At 59.9% G+C, this 18,299-nt stretch carries 12 protein-coding genes; 1 reads left to right on the forward strand and 11 read right to left on the reverse strand.

The window, feature by feature from the left end:
- Positions 1-17: 17 nt before the first annotated feature.
- The 7 genes from NSJP_RS05055 to NSJP_RS05085 all read right to left on the reverse strand — a co-directional run bounded on the left by NSJP_RS05055 (position 18) and on the right by NSJP_RS05085 (position 12,003).
- Positions 18-1,982, reverse strand: coding sequence for an ATP-binding cassette domain-containing protein (locus tag NSJP_RS05055; RefSeq protein ID WP_080885839.1), 1,965 nt, complete (start codon positions 1,980-1,982; stop codon positions 18-20).
- A 46-nt stretch (positions 1,983-2,028) separates the two neighbouring features.
- Positions 2,029-3,132: an HlyD family secretion protein gene (locus tag NSJP_RS05060; RefSeq protein WP_155969896.1), complete on the reverse strand. Its 1,104-nt coding sequence runs from the start codon at positions 3,130-3,132 to the stop codon at positions 2,029-2,031.
- Between the two features lie 308 nt (positions 3,133-3,440).
- A complete protein-coding gene (locus NSJP_RS05065; protein WP_080885840.1) occupies positions 3,441-3,914 on the reverse strand; it encodes a cytochrome c in 474 nt (157 codons plus the stop codon).
- Positions 3,915-4,033: 119 nt separating this feature from the next.
- Complete coding sequence (locus NSJP_RS05070) at positions 4,034-5,014, reverse strand: formylglycine-generating enzyme family protein (RefSeq protein WP_080885841.1); 981 nt, start codon at positions 5,012-5,014, stop codon at positions 4,034-4,036.
- A gap of 44 nt (positions 5,015-5,058) precedes the next feature.
- On the reverse strand, positions 5,059-5,997 hold the full coding sequence (locus NSJP_RS05075; protein ID WP_080885842.1) for a formylglycine-generating enzyme family protein: 939 nt from the start codon (positions 5,995-5,997) through the stop codon (positions 5,059-5,061).
- Positions 5,998-6,022: 25 nt separating this feature from the next.
- Positions 6,023-6,949, reverse strand: a complete 927-nt coding sequence (locus tag NSJP_RS05080) for a carboxypeptidase regulatory-like domain-containing protein (RefSeq protein WP_080885843.1) — start codon at positions 6,947-6,949, stop codon at positions 6,023-6,025.
- Positions 6,950-7,068: 119 nt separating this feature from the next.
- Positions 7,069-12,003 (reverse strand): cupredoxin domain-containing protein, encoded by a 4,935-nt coding sequence (locus NSJP_RS05085; RefSeq protein ID WP_080885844.1) that lies wholly within the window; start codon positions 12,001-12,003, stop codon positions 7,069-7,071.
- Between the two features lie 506 nt (positions 12,004-12,509).
- On the opposite strand from NSJP_RS05085, the gene NSJP_RS05090 reads away from it, so the two are divergent.
- Entirely contained in the window at positions 12,510-13,079 is a 570-nt protein-coding gene (locus NSJP_RS05090) for a hypothetical protein (RefSeq protein WP_080885845.1), read from the forward strand.
- 9 nt (positions 13,080-13,088) lie between these two features.
- Here NSJP_RS05090 and NSJP_RS05095 read toward each other — a convergent pair whose 3' ends face one another.
- The 4 genes from NSJP_RS05095 to NSJP_RS05110 all read right to left on the reverse strand — a co-directional run bounded on the left by NSJP_RS05095 (position 13,089) and on the right by NSJP_RS05110 (position 18,121).
- A complete protein-coding gene (locus NSJP_RS05095) occupies positions 13,089-14,450 on the reverse strand; it encodes a sigma-54 interaction domain-containing protein (protein ID WP_080885846.1) in 1,362 nt (453 codons plus the stop codon).
- A gap of 44 nt (positions 14,451-14,494) precedes the next feature.
- On the reverse strand, positions 14,495-14,893 hold the full coding sequence (locus tag NSJP_RS19480; RefSeq protein WP_172834175.1) for a response regulator transcription factor: 399 nt from the start codon (positions 14,891-14,893) through the stop codon (positions 14,495-14,497).
- A 205-nt stretch (positions 14,894-15,098) separates the two neighbouring features.
- On the reverse strand, positions 15,099-16,676 hold the full coding sequence (locus NSJP_RS05105; RefSeq protein WP_080885848.1) for a two-component system sensor histidine kinase NtrB: 1,578 nt from the start codon (positions 16,674-16,676) through the stop codon (positions 15,099-15,101).
- A gap of 32 nt (positions 16,677-16,708) precedes the next feature.
- The gene (locus tag NSJP_RS05110) at positions 16,709-18,121 is read right to left on the reverse strand and encodes a sigma-54-dependent transcriptional regulator (protein WP_231989494.1); all 1,413 of its coding nucleotides are present in this window, start codon (positions 18,119-18,121) and stop codon (positions 16,709-16,711) included.
- Between the last annotated feature and the right edge of the window lie 178 nt (positions 18,122-18,299).

Here is an 18,299-nt window from a genome sequence, read left to right on the forward strand (position 1 = left end):
TTATCCCCGTGTCAGGCCTATCGGGCCTCCGATGCCGCCTGTTCCAAGGCGCGGACGCGCGACACGAACACGTCTTCCAGGCTCGGTTGCTTTGTCCGAATACCTTGCACGGCGATGCCGCAATCGGCGAGCGCGGTTCGGATCCTGGCTTCATCCTGGACCGGATCATGCGACAAGAGGTGGATTCTTGATCCGGCCCAAGTCATATTCGACAGGCCCCTCTTCGTCAGTTGGGCCAGCGCGTGTCCTGGTTGGTCCGTCGTGATCTCTAGCAGCGGACCGGTTTCCTGCACGAGCTGTCGCTTCAACTCCGCGGGAGAACCCTCCGCGACCAGGCGTCCCGCATACATAAGCCCCAGCCGGTCGCAATGTTCCGCTTCGCTCATGTAATGAGTCGTGATGAGGATTGCCACGGCTTCCGTGCGAACCAGGTGTGAGAGAATCTTCCAGAACCGGCGCCGACCGATGGGATCGACTCCGGAAGTCGGTTCATCCAGAAACAACACTCGTGGTTGGTGGACAAGTGCGCATCCCAGCGCAAGCCGCTGGCGCACACCCATCGGCAGCCCTCCCGTGCGATCAAATTCATAGCCGCTGAGTCCCGCCATGTCGATGATCCAGGCCATACGCTGGTTCGTGTCCTTCCGATTCAAACCGTAGATTCCGGCGAAGAGCCTGATGTTCTCGACGACCGTCAGATCAAGATAGAGAGAGAAGGCCTGCGACATGTACCCGATGCGTTCTTTGATCGCGCCGCCCGCTTGCCGCATGTCAGCGCCGGCCACCCATCCTTGACCACCCGTGGGAGGCAGGATGCCTGTGAGCATCTTGATGACGGTGGTCTTCCCGGCTCCGTTGGCACCGAGCAGTCCGAAAATTTCTCCGGCCTTCACTGCAAAACTCACTTGATCCACCGCCCGAAAATCTCCGAAGTCCCGGACGAGCTCCCGCGCTTCGATGGCGAGGCCGTCGAATTGACCCGTTGCGAAACCCTCACGAAGCGCGGCTTGGGCGTCGGGCTGGTCATTTCGTTCCCGCAGCAACAACGACACGACGACATCCTCCAATTCAGGATCATCGATATGAACATGTTCGATAGGCAGTTCCCCCAGGGTCTTTTTGATCTCGGCGAGTGCCGCTGGGGCCTCCGTCTCCGGTGCAAAGACGTGGATGGAAGAGCCAAGTGTTTCCACTTGTGAATAGCGTGTCTTGAGCCGTTCGACCGCGTCCGATTGGGGGTTCGACTCGAAGGTCACGACCAGTCCTTTGGCCAAGGATCGAATCTCAGAGGGGCTGCCCGCCGTCAACATTCGGCCTTTTGACATGAATGACAGTCTGTGAAATCGGATCGCCTCATCCATGTAGGCGGTGGACACCAGTGCCGTCATTCCCTTGGCTTCCAACCATTCCGCCAGAATAGCCCAGAAATCCCGTCGCGAGACGGGGTCTACGCCCGTAGTCGGCTCGTCCAGAATAGCCAGTTCAGGTCCATGAATCAGGGTGCAGATCAAAGCAAGCTTCTGTTTCATGCCGCCCGAAAGGTGCTTCGTCGCCCGATCACGAAATCGGTCCAGCCTGGTCATCGCCAGCAACCGGGCCTTGTCTTCCCGCAGCCGTTCCTCCGAGGCCAGTCTCACTCGTGCGAAGAAGTCGATATTTTCTTCGACCGTGAGTTCCGGATACAGGTTCAACCCCAATCCCTGCGGGAGAAAGCCAAGATGAGGCTTTACGGCTTCTGCCGCCCGCTCGGAATCGACTGTGACGCCGAAGACTTCCACGCTGCCGCTTTCATAGGACAGCACGCCAGCGATAGCCTTCATCAAACTGCTTTTCCCCGCGCCGTCCGGTCCGATCAGACCGTAAATCTCACCCTTCCTAACCGTAAGTTCCACCCCGCTCACGGCCTCGTGACGCCTGTAGCGCTTGACGAATCCTGAGACGCGAACGATCGGGGCATCGCAACGCGGGACGGTTTCTTCCATTGGCCCTCTCTACGCGTGGAAACGTCAAGGGATCGGTACGGCCTGCTTACCGAGGTCGTACCCATGCGGCGTTGTCCATCCAGCGAATGATGGCGTCGGCCGGCAACCCCGGCGTCAGGCGATGTTCCGGATTGTCTTTCACATAGAGGCGGACCGCATAAATGAGCTTGACCCGTTCATCCGGTGTTTGAACTTCCTTGGGGGTAAATTCGGCCTTGGAGGCGATGTATCGGACAGTCGCCTCGAACGGCTGATCGGGAAAGGCGTCCGTATAGATTCGAGCGGGCAAATCAAGACCGATCTTTCCGATCTGTACCTCCGGGACATAGACTTGGAGGTACAACTTGTCCAGATCGACCAATTCGAGCAATGGCGCGCCGCCTGCCACTACTTCACCGACATCCACCATGCGCGTGGTCACCGTCCCATCGGCCGGCGCCACGATTGTGAGATCCTGCAAGATGCTCCGTGCTTCGGCGAGTGCGGCATCTGCTTGATCCCGTTGTCGTTCCAACGCGGCCACCTCGGCTTCTTTGGCTCGGATCCGTTGCCACCCCAACTCGGCCTGCCCCAGCTCTTTCGTCGCATGATCCAGCGAAGCCTTCGCGACCGAAATCTCGGTGACCGCGACTTTCCACCTGGCCTCGGCTTGGTCTAGTTGCTGTTGTGAGACGGCCTGCTCCCGGATGAGAGCCCGCATGCGCCCGACGTCCTGCCGTGCTTCGTACTCGACCGCGCGGGCTTTCGCGACCGCCGCATTTGCGCTCGCCACTTTCGCCGATGCGGCTTCGATGCTCAGTGGCACCTCCAAATTCAATACGGCAAGCTGGGTGTGAGCTGCCTCGACCTGCGCCGACTCCGTATCGACCAGGCGGGCCGCCTGATCGACTTTGGCCCGCATCTGTACATCATCCAGTCGGATGAGGACGGCGCCCTTTGTCACCTTGGCCCCTTCTCGAGCGTGGAGTTCGACGATCCGTCCGGGAAATTTACTGGCCACTGTAACGTGATCGCCTTCGATGCGACCGTTCGCTTGAATCAGCCCGTCGGGCAAACTGCCTTGTCCGATGAAGCGGGCGAGCACGTAACCCGAAACACCCACAAGGGCCGCGCCGAGTACGAGGACGAGATACGTCCGAGAGATCTTCATAGACAAGAGCATCCGACGATCATGCACTGAGATACGAAACGCGCCGGGATTCTTCCCATCCGCCGGTGTGTCGCACCACATGACAGATTGCGGTTGGAACTGTAACACAAGACGAGGCGCTAAGGACGATATCGTCACCTCCGTCTCATGATCCAGGCAGGCAAGGGGTAGAGTTCACGCCCGTCGTCCGGTGATATGAAAAGACACGGTTCTCAAGGGAATTAGCTCGTACAGGTCGAGCCAATCAAATTTCGTTGGCATATTTGACGGATAGTAAGGCGCCAATTCCGTCGGAGGTAGGCTTTCCGCTATGGACGTACACTGAATTTGAACATGTCGTGGCAGGTCGTGCAGCGGGCGGTCATGCTCGACAGGCGCTGCAGTATCTGTTGAGAATTTTCCTTCTGCGCAACCGCGTCCGCCAATGCATCCATGTCTCGATGGATCGACATGCCGATCTGTTTGAACGCCAGCGGCAGTTTCTCCATCAGCGCCGGATTGACGTCTGCAGCCAGCCCCATACCGGCCGCGCGAGCCGCTTGTTCTATTTGTTGGCGATCCGCAGGCTGATCCTGGCCTCCCAGGCCAGTCACTATTCCGTGCACGGCCTTGAGGAGGTGCCGCATCTCACCGAGCACGAGGTCCCGTTCATCCGCGCCCAGGAAGATCTCGGTACGACCGTCGGTTCCCGGCTTCGTCCAGCCCACGACAAAAAACCACATGCCCGCGGCGATCGTCGCCGTCCACAATGCCAATGAGACAGTGCCGATGCTCAATTTCATTTCACGCCTCGAGAAATTCGTGAAAGCTGTGGCAACGACTCAGCGGTCCGGTTCGAGCGTTGGGTTGACGGCAGTCCGCCACTCGCTGCTGTTGCACCGCGGAACATTTCCGCCTGCTGTTACGGAGCGATGTGCGAAACCTTCGTGGCCGACGCATCCGGCGCATCCTTTGCGCAACGGAAACCCATCCAGTTGATTTTGGTATTGGGATCGGTGCCATTACGCATCGCCGCGCGCATTGTAGTCGTACTGTCCATCCAGCCGCCGCCGCGGAACGCCTTCTGGGTTCCGGTCTCCGGACCTTTGGGATTCCGGTCCGGCGCGGCAGCGTAGTAGTCTTTGTCGTACCAATCAGACACCCATTCCGACACGTTCCCCAGCATCTGAAAGGCGCCGTACGGGCTGACACCGTTCTCGTACTTATCGACCGAAATGATCGGCGGATAGAGCAGCAGCCGCTCGGGACGGTCCCGTACCGGGCCTGACAGACCCGTGCGGCCGAAGTTCACGCGGCTCAATCCGGCCGGTTGATTGCCCCAGGGGTTGATCCGGCCGTCTTCGCCTCGGGCGGCCTTTTCCCATTCCGCTTCCGTGGGGAGACGTGTACCGGCCCACCGGCAGTAGGCATCCGCGTCGTACCAGCTGACGTGCATGATGGGATGATGGGCCATCGTTTCCTGGAAATTCCCGCCGTCGTAGCGCCAATCCAGTTGCGGCGGGCGGCCGGTGACGAGCACGAACTTGAGATACTCCAGCGCCGTCACTTCGTACTTGCCGATTTCGAAAGCATCCAGATAGATGCGCCGCTGCGGAAGCTCCGACCGGTACGCGACCCGGTCGATCTTCTTGTCGCTTCCCATCACGAACTCGCCCGCCGGCACCAGGACCATCTCATCCTTGGCCTTCCAGTGCGCGACTCGTTCGGCGGCCAGCTGCTTTCCCTGTTCGGTCCATTCCACGGTGATGTCCTGCGTGTCCAGCCCCCATGTGATGTGAGAGGTCATGTGAGCCAGACCGGCTACGGCGAACGCAAGGATCGCCGCATGGATGATTCGGTGGGATATCGTCCGGCCTTTTCGAGCGACGGTCTTTTGTTCCATGGTGCGGCCTCCTTGTAACGGATCTTGAAGATTGTTTCGACGCCCTATTCGTGCTGCGTTACGCGTACAGGCGGGGAAATGGCCCCTATTTCCGATTGAACGTCATGCGTGATTCCGGATTCGGGGGTCATCCCTTTTGCACAGCGGAATCCCGTGAGGTAGCTCCGGCGGTCCGGCGCGCCGGCATTCCGGCCGGCCGAACGAGCCACTTCCGGATCCTCGTTCCAGGACCCTCCTCGAAACACCTTGTCTGTTCCCCATTGGGGACCGGTCGGATTGCGGTTCTCGTCGCTCCGGTAGTAGTCCGGGTCGAACCAATCGGCGACCCATTCACTGACGTTCCCCGCCAGCTGATGGACTCCGTAGGGGCTGACGCCGCGATCATAGCGGTTGACGTTGGCGAGAGGAGGATACTTGAATCCCCGCTTCGAGCCTGGGTGCGCGATGTTGCTCTTGAGCCAGCCGGCAGGCTCATTCCCCCATGGGAACACCCGCCCGTCTTCGCCCCTTGCCGCTTTCTCCCACTCCGCTTCCGTGGGCAGCCGCTTCCCCGCCCACCGGCAGTACGCATCGGCGTCATGCCAACTCACATTGATCACGGGGTGAAGGGCGGCCTTTTCCGGGAAGGGACTCTCGCGCCAGAACTGCGGCCAATCCGCTCCCCTGGCCAGGACATAGCGAAGGTAGTCCACGTTCGAGACTTCGTACTTGTCGATCTCAAACCCGTCCACGTACACGTTGTGCTGAGGTTGCTCCTGCGGTCCTGCCGCTCTGTCGAGCTTCGGATCGCTCCCCATGACGAACCAGCCGGCCGGTACCTCGACCATGCCTTCCGGCGTGTCCATGGAAGCCAGCCGCTCCGGTCCGTCCAGAGGCGTCCAGAGCGGCGGTTCCTTGGAGGACTCGTGATCGGCCATTGCGTGGCTGCTCATGGCGAGACAGAACAACCACGCGGCTATGAGCTGAACGGGGGTAATCCCCATACCCGTCTATCCCCTTATCCCCTCCTCAGTGGTCCTGCTTCTCGACTATCGGTTCAATTTCTTTCTGCGCTTCTTCGGTGACGTTATAACGGACATACGCATGATCCAGTACTTCGTTCGCGTACAGCCGCCCCGTGGGAGCCGGGACCGCGATACGGATTTCCGTCGTCGCCTTCGAGTCGATGGTCACGGTTTGCTCAACCGAGCTTCGAATGTAGGGATGCCAGACGACCAGCTTATAGGTACCGGGCGGCACATCGGTCATGGTGAACCGGCCTTGCTCGTCTGTCTTGGCGAAGTACGGATTCGTCGCGGCGAGCCCCCAGCTCTCCATGTAGGCGTGAAAGCCGCATTGCATGACGAAGATCCGGCGGCCCTTGCTGAGATTGACCAATTGCTTCATCGGCGCGCCGGCCATGTGCCGATGGTACAGCGCGGCGTCGCTCCGATCCTTATAATTGTGCGGGTGCTGCGGATTCATCGGCAGCGGCACGTTGAACAAGACGCGCGGACCCAGGTGCGAGGTTTCATACGCTTGAATGTCGTGCATGACCGGGTCCATGTTGACGACCGTCACCGTCTGATCGTCCCTCACGACGGTCGTGAACGGGTCGAAGAGGCAGTCTTTCGCCTCGATTTGCGGCAACCCCCTGTCATCGAACGGCTTGCCTTTGTCGACTCCCTCCAAATACACCACCACCTCACGAAACTCGCCGATTGGCCCGACCTGAAACGGTTGCAGGATGCGCCAGCCCTGTCCGTCGGAAATGCGCCCGCAATAGAACGGGTCCGGCAACGTCGTGAGGTTGTATCCTTTCGGCTTGGGGACATTCCCTTCAAGCGTCACAGCCCCGGTCAGCGTGCCGCCGTCCGCGACCGTGATCTCTTCGTAGGCATGGACGGGAGTGCCCAGGATTATCGCGATCAGTGTTACCGTAAGATATTTGATCATCGTCCTTCCTCCGGCCTTTTCGTAATTCCAACGGTGGCTTCAACCTTTAAAAAACACGATGAGGGAGCTACGTGCTACAGGCAGCTCCCCCATCAGGTATTACGACATGACCAACCGCCTTACTTCATAGCGGTTGGAACGGCCTGCGGCTGCGGCGTGATGTCAGCATGCTTGGCTCCCATGCTCGCCGCGCCCAGCGGTTGAATCCGTGAGTCGCCGACCGGCAACACCCGGAGATACCCCCATTGCCCTGATTGCGTGTAGGGCAGCCGATTGTTCGACCACACGAAGTCTCCGGCCTGGCGATACGGTCCACCTGCTCCGCCGCGGATGAAGACATCGAGGGTCTCGGATCCGGCATACTCCACCACACTGATCATGTCGGCGCCCGGCATGTAGGGCTCGATCGGCCATTCATGGCCTTCGACTCCGAACATCCCGTTTTGTTCGCTATTGGCCCCAATCACGTGGATGCGGACCGGGTCGCCGGCATGCGCCTCGATTAGAGGCGTGGACGGATCTTCCGGTTTGTCCACGACGCAGGGTTGGAAAATCTTACCCAGTGAACAACCTTGCTCTTCTCGGAGCTTGTACGGTTCGGCGCGGTAGTTCACCGAGGTCAATCCCGCCACGTTCTGCACATAGGGCATGAACGCAGTCCCGATGATGTTGTCCTCGTCCTGGAAGTAGAGGGCGACATCACGATAGTTCCGCTTGCCCACGTTCTCCGGCAGGCTGGCGTCGACGATGACGTCGGCCCTCCAGGAATTCTTTTGCGAGAGGTCGGCCCCTGTGACAGGGTCACGGTACTGCGATCCCTTCGGACCGACGATAATGGCCCCGTACAATCCGTTACGAGGATTGACGACGATGTTGCCGCCATCCCATACCAGCGACGTCGTTTCCTTGTTGGCAGGATGCGCGTAGTAGGTATAGGCACGGCTCTCGCCGGGACCCACCGTCTGATCGCCGCCATTGTTGCCGACGTTCAGGCCCTGGCTGTCTTTCGGATCGAAGGCTAATCCAGGGGCGAAGAAGGACGCCCGGCTGGCCTTCATCTTGTTCTTCAGATTCACCTTGATGCAGTCGCCCAGGTTGGCCCGCAGCGTCAGCGGATGCGGGGTCGTCCCGCTGGACACCGTCGTGGCTTCCTCTTCGAGCGCGAAGATCTTGCCATCAGGCATGGTCATTTCGATCTTCCGCTCGAAATCCACCTCGATCACGTCCGGCGCCTTCTGGTTGAGTTTCATCGGGCGGTCCAACGCCACGACGTTGAAGTTCTTTACCGGAGCGTCGGCCGGACATACGGAACTGGGAGTGGCGGGAATTCCGAGTGGATTGGTCCCCTTCGGGAGCGGCTTGAGATCCGCCACTTCCTTATCGAGGACGCGCACGATGCCCCATCCGCCTTCGGCGAAGTGGGAGCTTCGGCCGTTGAAGTGAATGTAGTCTCCCGGCATGCCCTGGAATCCTCCTGCCTTGGTCACGAGGTCGTACCGCTCGGCGATCCCGACGTGAATCGAGTTCTTCCGATTGGCGTCCGCCGCGTACCGTTCCGTGAGGAAGGTATGGCCGGAGATCGTCCAGACGTGCGATTCGTTCATCAGCTGGTGCAACAGGCGGAACACCATGGTGTCCCCCGTATATGCCCGCAATAGCGGAGTATCAGGATCCCCGTGGATCGCGCTGCTGAACAGTTTCGACGTGTCCGGGTTGTTCGAGAGGCGTTGCGCGAACGGCTCCGCGCGGAAGTTGAACCCGCTGCCGGTCGTATGCGTGCCGCCGTTGATGTACTTGTTCGGGGCGTTCATGATCTTCTCGGGCATTTGGAACGACACCGTCTTGCCCGCTTCCAGGGCCACCTCGATCGGCTGTCCGGGAGGATTGCCGGCTTCGATGATGTTGACGGTGTGCGGCACTGTGTCGTGGATGGAGACCATCAATTCACGGAAGCTGCCGCTCACGCCGGCCCCGATCGGCTCGTTGCTGTGAATGTCCGCGATCGGACCGCTGTAGACGAGCTTGCCGTTCTTCGGATCGTGATAGGTTGATCCGAACGGCTCGACCAGCGTCACGCCGAACCCGCCGTGCGGCCAGGTCGTCGCGCCGAACGCGTGGTCATGCCAGAACACGGTTCCCATGTCGACGTCCACCCACCACCGATAGCGGACGAACTCCGGCGACACGAGATCGTTGGCCGGGTGGTTGTGCTTCAGCGGTTTAAAGAATGTCACCTGATCGCCCTTGATGTCCTTGATACGGGCAACCTCGGAGCAGCTCTTGTCGCGCGGCAGCGAGGCAGTGGCGTCGTTACCGTTCTCCAGGCAATCCATGCCGACCATGACTTCGGTGTTCACATGGAACGCCGTGGCGCCCGGAGCCATCTGGATCTTGATGCTGGTGGCGCCTACTTTGGCCCCTCCGACGAGCTTGGCGACCATCGGCGCAGGCAGCCCGTGCTTTGTTTTCTTGCCGAACATGGTGAACGGGCGTACCGACATCTCATATTCGAACCCGGAGATGACGCCGTCCGAGTTCCCCGTGTCGAACTGGAAGAAATGAGGATGGATGTTGATCTTGGACGACTGGAAGTTGGTGTAATCGTCGTCGTCCCATTCGCTGGTGAGCAGGAGGTCCACGCAGTCGTACACGTTGGCACGAATGACCGCGGGAAGCTTGAGGTCGTCGTTCGCTCTGATCAGACGCTCCTCTTCGTGCAGCACGTAGATTAGGCCGTCCTTGTCCACGATCGCTGGCTCTTTGCCCTGTTTCTTGGCGAGCGTGATCGGCATCCGGGCGAAGTGAATGTTGTAGGACTTTTGATTGGCATTGTCGGGACAGAGACTCCAACGGCCCTGTTCGCCCGGCTTGGCCGGCTCGGAGGTCCGTTCACCGTTGGCGTCCTGGTGGATCGGCTCCAGCCAAGGTGCGCCGCTGTGATTCGCCGAGAAGGGCACACGCTTCCCAAAGTGCGGCTTGAAGAGCGGCCAGGCCAGTTTCCCCGTCGTCGGATCGAACAGGATGGCCGGTCTGGTACTGTCATCCCACTTGGCCGCCCACTGATACTTGGGATTCTGCGCGGTGCTCTCGCGTTCGCCACGGGCAATGTTGCCGTCCCACTTCCAGTCCCACACGGTCGAATCGTAGGACAGAATCTGGCCCTTCTCGTCGTTTGTGTGGCCCGGTTGTCCTTGTGCAGGGACGAACATCTCGACCCAATCCTTGATGTTCACGATAACCGGATCGGATTTCCAGTTGGTCTTCTGGCTCTTGTCGACGATCTTGAAGGTCTTGCCGAACCAATCCAGGGTGGTCCCGATCAGCTTGTCGGACGAGACGCCTTGCTTGATGCGGCCCTTCCGGTCAGGTAACTCCTGTAGATCCGGCATCGAATCGGTGTGGGTTGAGCCGACCTGCAGCGTATTGTAAAAGCGGCCGTAACCCCACATGCCCGCCACATAATGATGGGCAACGTGGCAATGATAGAGAAACTCGCCCGCCAAATGCTGGCAGCCGCCTCCGCCGCATTCCGGCTCCAGGTCCAAGGCCTCAGACGGCCCGATGACTTCCACATCCACGCGGTCCGACTTGGTTCGGACGACGGGATATTTCACCGGGCCGTCTTGGCCCATGGCCCAGAGATTGTTGGGTTCTGTTCCCGGGCTCCGCTGCCAGCGGATCGATCCGCTGTGGGGATGATGGGAGTGGAACACCTCGGAACCGCCGTGCACTAGCCGCCATTTGACCGGATCGCCCAGATAACCGCGCGCGATCGTGGTGGGCGTGTCGCCGAAGGTGTAGGCGCTATAGGCCATCGATTCGTCTTCAAAGCCAAAATATTCATGCTGTAGGTGCATCTGATCGATTCCGAACGGCTCGCTGCGATAGTTGATGGCGCGGCCGCCCGGACGGTAGGCATCCGTCAGCGGATCGCGTTGCGGCAGGAAGTCGCCTTTCTTGTTCAATGGGCGGAAGGCTTCGTCGCCGATCTCATGGTAGAAGAGCACGAACTCGCGAAAGTCTGGACCGCTCCCGTTGTCGATGTTGACCTGCCAGCCGCTCCTGACTGACTTGTCGGGGCCGGTACCCAGCGAATCGAGATACTTGGAGCCTTTGGGTTCGACGATGAAGGCTCCGAAGAGGCCCAAGACCGTCAATTCACGGTCATGGCTGTAGGAGTGGAATTGCCGCACGCCTTCCTGCATGTGTGGGTGGATATACCATTCAAATTCCTGGGCGTTGCCCGGCGCGACGATGGAATCAGGATTCGTCGTCGTCGCCGGCCTGCCCGTTGCGCTGACGATCATGCTGGAGGCTTGGATGAACAGACTTCCATCCTCGCTTTCCATCTGATTGCGGAGCGTCATCTTGACACAGTCGCCTTGGTTGGCGCGGAGCACCAGCGGTTGAATGACGTCGCCCTGCAGCCCCGTGGAGACGGAACCGGGATCGTATCCGTCTTGTTCGCGGGATGCCTTGTTCTTGGATTCCTCGGCGCGGGCCTTCACGAGGTCCTCAGTCAGCACATACATATAGCCGGGATAGTAGTCGAGCCAGCGGTTCAACGTGATCTCGATATTGATCATCGATACATCGTAGGTCTTCGTCGGTACGTTGGCCGGACACTTGCCTCCCGACGACATGACCGGCTCACCCTTGCTTGAATCCGTCATGAGCAGGAAGCTGCTGCCGTCCTGCCCCATGTACTGGTGCATCATGGACATGTTATTGAACGCGCCGGAGGTCTGCTGCGCCTGCGCGTCCTTCTGGGCCTGCTCTTCAAGCCGGCGCATCAGGCGATGGTGCTGAAGCTCCATCTTTTCCGATCGTTCAGGTCGTCCTTCGATCGTGTCCTCCACGACCGTCTGGCCCTTCAACTGCTGGGTCCAGCCAGGCAACGCCACTTGGGTGGCATGGCCTTCGTGCGATCCTGCATCTCCCGCAACTGATGGCCATGGCGTCGCCATGAGGCTGGCCGCCAGCAGCACGCTGTGCAGCAGAGCCACGGTGCCGGGATGTTTCCGGCTGCGTTGAGGTTGAACTAGAAAAGACATACGGCCTCCCCTGTTGTACCCGCCTCTTCGGCGGCTGGTTGAAACACGTTTCCTGTCAATCCTTCAATCAATGACTTACTCCTGGTTCCATGTAGTCAGAGCACCGGCCTCCGAGCGACCTCCGGCCAACAACCGGGAAAAGGATAGAGCTGGTGAAGGCTTCCTTCTTTCGAAGGAGGGTCATTCGGAGGCCGGTCCTAATCACCCGGGCCTTCACCAGCGCTCCGCTCATAGCGCAATAGATATGCCGATCGTCTTCTTGGCGTTGTTCTGAAGAAAGTCGCTGTGAATCGAGAGCTTGAATAATGTGATCTTGTCCGGACAGCCGATACACTTCCGGGTAGTTCTTCTAGCTTTTTGGACAAAAATCCCTAGGTCATGTGGAAATTCAAAAATATCGCCAGCTTCGGCTGTCCAATTTGTTAGACATAGAAGTAGAGGGTTTGGGGAACAATGGGGCAATCGGCACTTCGGAGTCTGCTCTGAGCACCTGATCAGAGGGAGCGATGCAGGTCGCGATCCTTATCATGTTGGTTCTTGCCATGATCGCTTCGCCCATAGCTTCCAGGCCTACTCCGGTTTGTGCCATCGAGTTCGTCGCCGATCAAACCATCCGGGCGGAAGGGCGTGTGCATCGCAGCAGCCTCTATTACCGCGACGATATGTGGAGGATCGAGCACAACGATCCTGGTTCGGTGGATATTACGATTGTCAGAAAAGATAAGGGACTGATCTGGCTGCTCATCGGGCGGATGAGGCAATTCGCCACTTTGCCCTTCGACGACTCGACCGATGTGATGCTGGACCGTACGTTGGTCAACGAATCTGGCCGCGAATTGATCGGCACAGAAATCCTAGACGGACATCCCACTGCTGTGTATCAGGTCAGCGTGCAGAACGGCGAACAAGTACTCGTGTACTACCAGTGGTGGGCTGACGACATTCAGCTGCCGCTTCGTCTCGCTCGTCAAGACGGTGCCTGGGTCGTTCAGTACAAGAACGTGAGGCTTCGTCCAGTGTCGTCCAGTTTCTTCGAGCTGCCGCTCAATTACCGCCCTGTGGAGACTCAGCCATGACTGAGGGTGTTACGTCAGTCCGTGCTCGCGCAATTTATTATAAAGGCTTGACCGGCTGATCTTCAGCAATTTGGCCGCCTTTACGCGATTCCCTGACATAGCGCTCAGTGCCTCTCCGATGCGGAGTCGTTCTGCCTGCCGCGCCGCGGACCGCAGGTCCTCTGTTTTTGGCCAGGACGGCTTGGCCGCAAGATCCGAACAGATCAGGGCTGGTCCGGCTGTCGTGACCACGGCTCGCTCGATGTAATGCTGCAGTTCGCGCACATTACCCGGCCACGCCGCTTCGCTGAGCGTCTGCAGCACTTGGGATGAAACCGTTCGCATTGGCTGATGGTGACGTTCGCAAGACGCCGCGAGAAACCGTTTGACCAGCAAGGGGATGTCCTCGCGGCGGTCGCGCAGGGATGGCAAGAACAAGGGCAGAACCGCGAGGCGATAATACAGGTCTTGGCGGAAGGCCTTGGCTCCGACGAGTTCGGCGAGGTCCTTGTTCGTGGCCGAGACGACCCGCGCGTGGATCCTGATCCGCTCGGTGCTTCCCACCGGCCGGATCTCGCTTTCTTGAAGGACGCGGAGCAGTTTGGCCTGGAACGTCGGCGTCGTGTCACCGATCTCGTCGAGAAAGATCGTTCCGTCTTCAGCCGTCTGAAACAGTCCACGTTTGTCAGAGATTGCGCCCGTGAAGGCTCCGCGGACATGTCCGAACAACTCACTCTCCAGCAGGGTCTCGGGTAAGGATCCGCAATCCACCACGACGAAGGGCCGGCTCTTGCGTTCGCTCAACTCATGAATGGTCCGTGCGACTAATTCCTTACCGGTTCCGCTTTCTCCTTGGATGAGCACGGTGGCGGAACTGTCCGCTACCAGCCTGATCATGTCGAACAACTCCCGCATCGCGGGGCTGTGCCCGACCAGGCCGCACAGGGTGTCGTGCCGGGTGTTGGAAACGGAGGGCTGGCGCGAGATCCGGCTCTGCGATTCGTTATGCTTGAACAACACCAGCATGGACGTCGTCTCTCCCAGGCTCGAAGCGAGGGGAAAGGCCCGACGCATTCCGCAAGGAGTGTCGTCCTCTTCAGGGAAGCAAACCATGGAGGCATCCGGCGTCTCGATGACCTTGAGGGCGGGGCAGGTCTCGCAGGCTTGGCGTCGATGGGCGAAGGCTTGATAGCACTTGGCGTCCGGTTGCTCGTCTGCGGACGCGGTCGACCAGGCGGCATCATTGGCATACATGACGTTGAAATGGCGGTCCATCACCGCCACGCGATCGGTCAAACCTCCGGCCAGCGATCTGATGGCGTCCAGTCGGGCATTCAGAACGGGATCGGCGATGGAAGGATTGTCGACAGAGTCTTGCTGAGATCCGGCCATCTCATTCCTTCCTTTTCCTTACTTCCATTTAGTTCCGATCTTGTTCAGCCCTGGCTTCTAGGGAGACTCTGAGCATCGAGCAGTAACTGCTCGATGCAGGCCTTCAGCTCTCCGACCCTGACCGGCTTGTCGAAGTACACGGTCGCTCCTGCCTGAAGCACGGCGGCCTTGACGGCCGGATCGCCGAAGGCGGTCATCACGACGATGGGGCAGGCGGGTGCCACCGTGCGCAGGCGACTGATGTATTCTGCCCCTCCGGCCGGCATCCGGAGGTCGGTCAGGATGAGGTCGGGTACGGATTGCAGGACCGCTTGAAACGCCTCGTCTCCGTCCCGCGCCTCACGAAGTTGATAGCCGGCGCTCCAGAATTCATCGCACAACAGGCTGCGCATCTCCCGGTCGTCTTCGACGATCAACACGACCTCCGCATGGCGGTGAAGCACGGACTCCTCCATTGTCAGGCCGTTCAGGATGCAGTCTGTAGGCCTTAACGAGCAAGGCACGTGCCTGCTACGAGAGAGCTGAAGAAGTTCGGAATTTCTCGGCGCGGTGTCGCCGAATACAAGAAGACTGACGAGAAAGACGACAGACAGCCATCCGATGCTGTCGCGAGATGCCCCACTGGCGGACCCGTTCCGGTGCTCCGAACTATGCCGGAGACAAGGCGTTGCCGCCGTCCGAGGCTTTCGGCAGGAGGATTGTAAACGTGGTGCCCTTACCGGGCTCGCTCTGTACCGTGATGGATCCCTGATGCTCATCGACGATGCCCTTGACGACCGTGAGACCGAGCCCGGTGCCTTTTCCGAACTCCTTCGTCGTAAAGAAGGGTTCGAATATCCGTCCGACAATCTCTGTCGGGATGCCTTGGCCCGTATCAGAGACGGACAAGGCCACATGGCCAGTGCGAGGCTCAAGCCCGATCCGCAAGGTGCCCTGTTCCGGCATGGCATGAAGTGCGTTCATGATGAGATTGATCAGCACCTGGCTGATCTGGTCGGCATCGGCCCACACGGCGGGGCAGAGCGGGGCAAGATTCAACTCGAGGCTGGTGTGGGTTTTCGCCAGTCGTTCATGAAACATCTCGACCGTGTTTTCCACGACAGGCTTCAGATCGAGGGGGCCGCGCATGGGTGGTTTCCGTCTGGTAAAGGCCAGAAGTTGGTTCATGACTCTCGTGATCCGTTCGACCTGAACGATGATCGTCTGGAGGCCTTTCCTGACCGGCTCTTCCCGGACGCGATCCAGTAAATATTCCGCGCGTCCGAGAATGACGTTCATCGGTGTGCCGATCTCGTGCGCCATGCCGGAGGCAACGGTGCCGAGTTCGGCAATGCGCTCGGTCCGGCGGAGCTGCTCTTCCATGCGTCGCCGCTCGGTGAGATCGCGGAGAATGACCGTGTAGAATCGCTTGCCCTCGACCGCGACTTGCGAGATCGAGGCTTCGACCGGAAACTCCTCCCCGCCGGCCTTGAGGCCCGTGACCGTTCCGAGCGCGCCCATCTTACGGGCTGTCACGCCGGATCCTCCGAAGATCTCCACATGGCGCCGGTGTGCCTCCCTGAAGCGGGCGGGAATGAAGCGATCGAGCGGTTGCCCGAGGGCGTCCGCCCTCGAACACCCGAACATCCGCTCGGCCGCGTGATTGAACATGACGATGCACTGGCCGTCGTCCAGCGTCAGGATGGCGTCCATCGCGGCTTGAATGATCCCCTCCAGCCGGAGTTGCGTGATCAGGTAGCGTTCCTCCGCTTGCCGCCGGCCGGCGAGCGCGCCCATCACGGCCGTCTCCGCATAGGCCCGTGCTTCTTGCGCGGCCGTCAGAAGCCCTTGGGTGTCTGCCCGTTCGGCCTTCATCGCCTCCAGAACCTTGTGATGTCCGATCTCCGCCGTCTCAAGAGAAGATGTCGCGCGCTTGTGCCGGTCCAAGAGCCAGGCGATCAACCAGAGCACGCCCGTGCCCAGGGTCCGGTTCACCAATGCATAGGGAGGTGCGTCGGCAGGATTGAATGCCAGATCCGCCCAGAGCAACGCAGTGGCGGCTGTGCAGACCACGACCGGGGCGCGTTCGCGGTCCGAGAAAAACGTCAGGAGGAGCGGGATGACGTAGAGTACGGAGACGGCGATGCCCGAAGGAGCCAAGCCATCGGCAAGAAAAATGCCCAGGGTCAGGACAAGGGGCATGGTCAGGGGGATGGGACGGGACAACGCACTGCCGACGTCGTTCATACGGTCCGATTCGGCCTGGACTGGCCTGGAGTTTAATCCTCCGCCTGGGCCGTCCCTTCGATCTCGTCGAGTTTGCGATAGAGGGTTTTTCGATCAATCCCCAATAGGTGGGCGGCCCGATACTTGTTGCCTCCCGTTTTTTCGAGGATCTTCCGAATATATTCCTTTTCGACTTCATGCAGCGGCAAGGTTTTTTCGGCTGCTTCGTCGAGGATGCGGCGATCACCCCGTGAGCCTTGGACCGGAGCCGGCAGGTCCTCCGGCAGGATCTTCTCGCCGCGGCTCAACGTCACCGCCCGCTCGATCACGTTCTCCAGTTCTCGCACGTTGCCGGGCCAGTCGTAATCGATCAACATGGCCAAGGCCGATTCACCCACCGCCTTGACGCCATTGCCGCGCGCGTGACCGCACTTGCGCAGAAAGGCCTCGATCAGCAGCGGAATATCTTCCCGGCGCTCTCGAAGCGAAGGCAGTTTCAATTCGATGACGTTCAGCCGATAGTACAGGTCATCGCGGAACCGCCTGGCTTTGACTTCTTCCGCCAGGTTCAGATTGGTCGCCACGATCACGCGTACGTCGACGGCGACCGATTTCGTGGCGCCGACTCGCCGGATGTCCTTTTCCTGGATGGCGCGCAATAGCTTGGCTTGCAGTATCAGCGGGAGCTCGCTGATTTCGTCCAGGAACAACGTGCCCTTCTGCGCCTCCTCGAACAGCCCGCGCTTGTCCGCCTTCGCGTCGGTGAATGCGCCCCGGACGTGGCCGAAGAGTTCGCTCTCCAGCAACTGCTCGGGGATCGCGGCGCAGTTGACCGGCACGAACGGCGATGCCTTCCGGTCGCTGTTGTAGTGAATGGCTTTCGCGACCAGTTCCTTGCCGGTGCCGCTCTCACCGGTGATGAGAATATTGCTCGGACTATCCGCGACCCGTTGGATCAGGTCGAAGAGGGTCTGCATCGGTTTGCTCTTCCCCAGGATTTGGTGAAAGCTGTATTCCTTGTGCACTTCCTTCCGGAGCCGGCTGACCTCCCGTCGGAGGGAGGCCTCGCGGATCACCCGTTCGATCACCCGCAGCAGCTCCTCCTTCTTTACCGGTTTCGTCAGATAGTCGCTCGCCCCGTGTTTCATCGCCTCGACCGCGGTTTCCACCGATCCGAATGCCGTCATCAGGACGACCCCGATGTCCGGATAGAGACGCTTGATCGCCGAGAGGAGCTCAAGGCCCTCGACGCCTTTCATGCGGAGATCCGTCAGAACCGCGGCATAGTCGGCCTCCTTCAAGCGGACCAGGGCTTCCGCTCCGTTGGCCGCCGTCGTGACTTGATGGCCCCGATCCTTCAACAAGTCGGAGACCGTTTCGCGCAGGGCCTCGTCGTCGTCCACGACAAGCACCGCTCCCCATTCTTCCGTCATGACTATCCCTTTTCGATCGAATTCGATGGGCATGCCGCGCGGGCATCCCTCAAGGCGGAAAGGGTAAGTGCTGTTGCCGTCTTTTGCAATAGCCCTCCGCTCCCTGCTTCGAGTGGGGATGCGAGGCGTTTGATTCGAGCAGTCCCCGGACCGATGCGGGCTCGGCGGGGTGGTTGCCGATGAGTGGTCGAGAGAGCACAGCCGCCGTGAA

It is taken from the genome of Nitrospira japonica (genome assembly GCF_900169565.1).
GTDB lineage: Bacteria > Nitrospirota > Nitrospiria > Nitrospirales > Nitrospiraceae > Nitrospira_C > Nitrospira_C japonica_A.

Excerpts from the sequence above, each read along its gene's own strand:
- NSJP_RS05055 (WP_080885839.1), bottom strand. The coding sequence starts at position 1,982 with ATGGAAGAAACCGTCCCGCGTTGCGATGCCCCGATCGTTCGCGTCTCA.
- NSJP_RS05060 (WP_155969896.1), bottom strand. The coding sequence starts at position 3,132 with ATGAAGATCTCTCGGACGTATCTCGTCCTCGTACTCGGCGCGGCCCTT.
- NSJP_RS05065 (WP_080885840.1), bottom strand. The coding sequence starts at position 3,914 with ATGAAATTGAGCATCGGCACTGTCTCATTGGCATTGTGGACGGCGACG.
- NSJP_RS05070 (WP_080885841.1), bottom strand. The coding sequence starts at position 5,014 with ATGGAACAAAAGACCGTCGCTCGAAAAGGCCGGACGATATCCCACCGA.
- NSJP_RS05075 (WP_080885842.1), bottom strand. The coding sequence starts at position 5,997 with ATGGGGATTACCCCCGTTCAGCTCATAGCCGCGTGGTTGTTCTGTCTC.
- NSJP_RS05080 (WP_080885843.1), bottom strand. The coding sequence starts at position 6,949 with ATGATCAAATATCTTACGGTAACACTGATCGCGATAATCCTGGGCACT.
- NSJP_RS05085 (WP_080885844.1), bottom strand. The coding sequence starts at position 12,003 with ATGTCTTTTCTAGTTCAACCTCAACGCAGCCGGAAACATCCCGGCACC.
- NSJP_RS05090 (WP_080885845.1), top strand. The coding sequence starts at position 12,510 with ATGCAGGTCGCGATCCTTATCATGTTGGTTCTTGCCATGATCGCTTCG.
- NSJP_RS05095 (WP_080885846.1), bottom strand. The coding sequence starts at position 14,450 with ATGGCCGGATCTCAGCAAGACTCTGTCGACAATCCTTCCATCGCCGAT.
- NSJP_RS05105 (WP_080885848.1), bottom strand. The coding sequence starts at position 16,676 with ATGAACGACGTCGGCAGTGCGTTGTCCCGTCCCATCCCCCTGACCATG.
- NSJP_RS05110 (WP_231989494.1), bottom strand. The coding sequence starts at position 18,121 with ATGCCCATCGAATTCGATCGAAAAGGGATAGTCATGACGGAAGAATGG.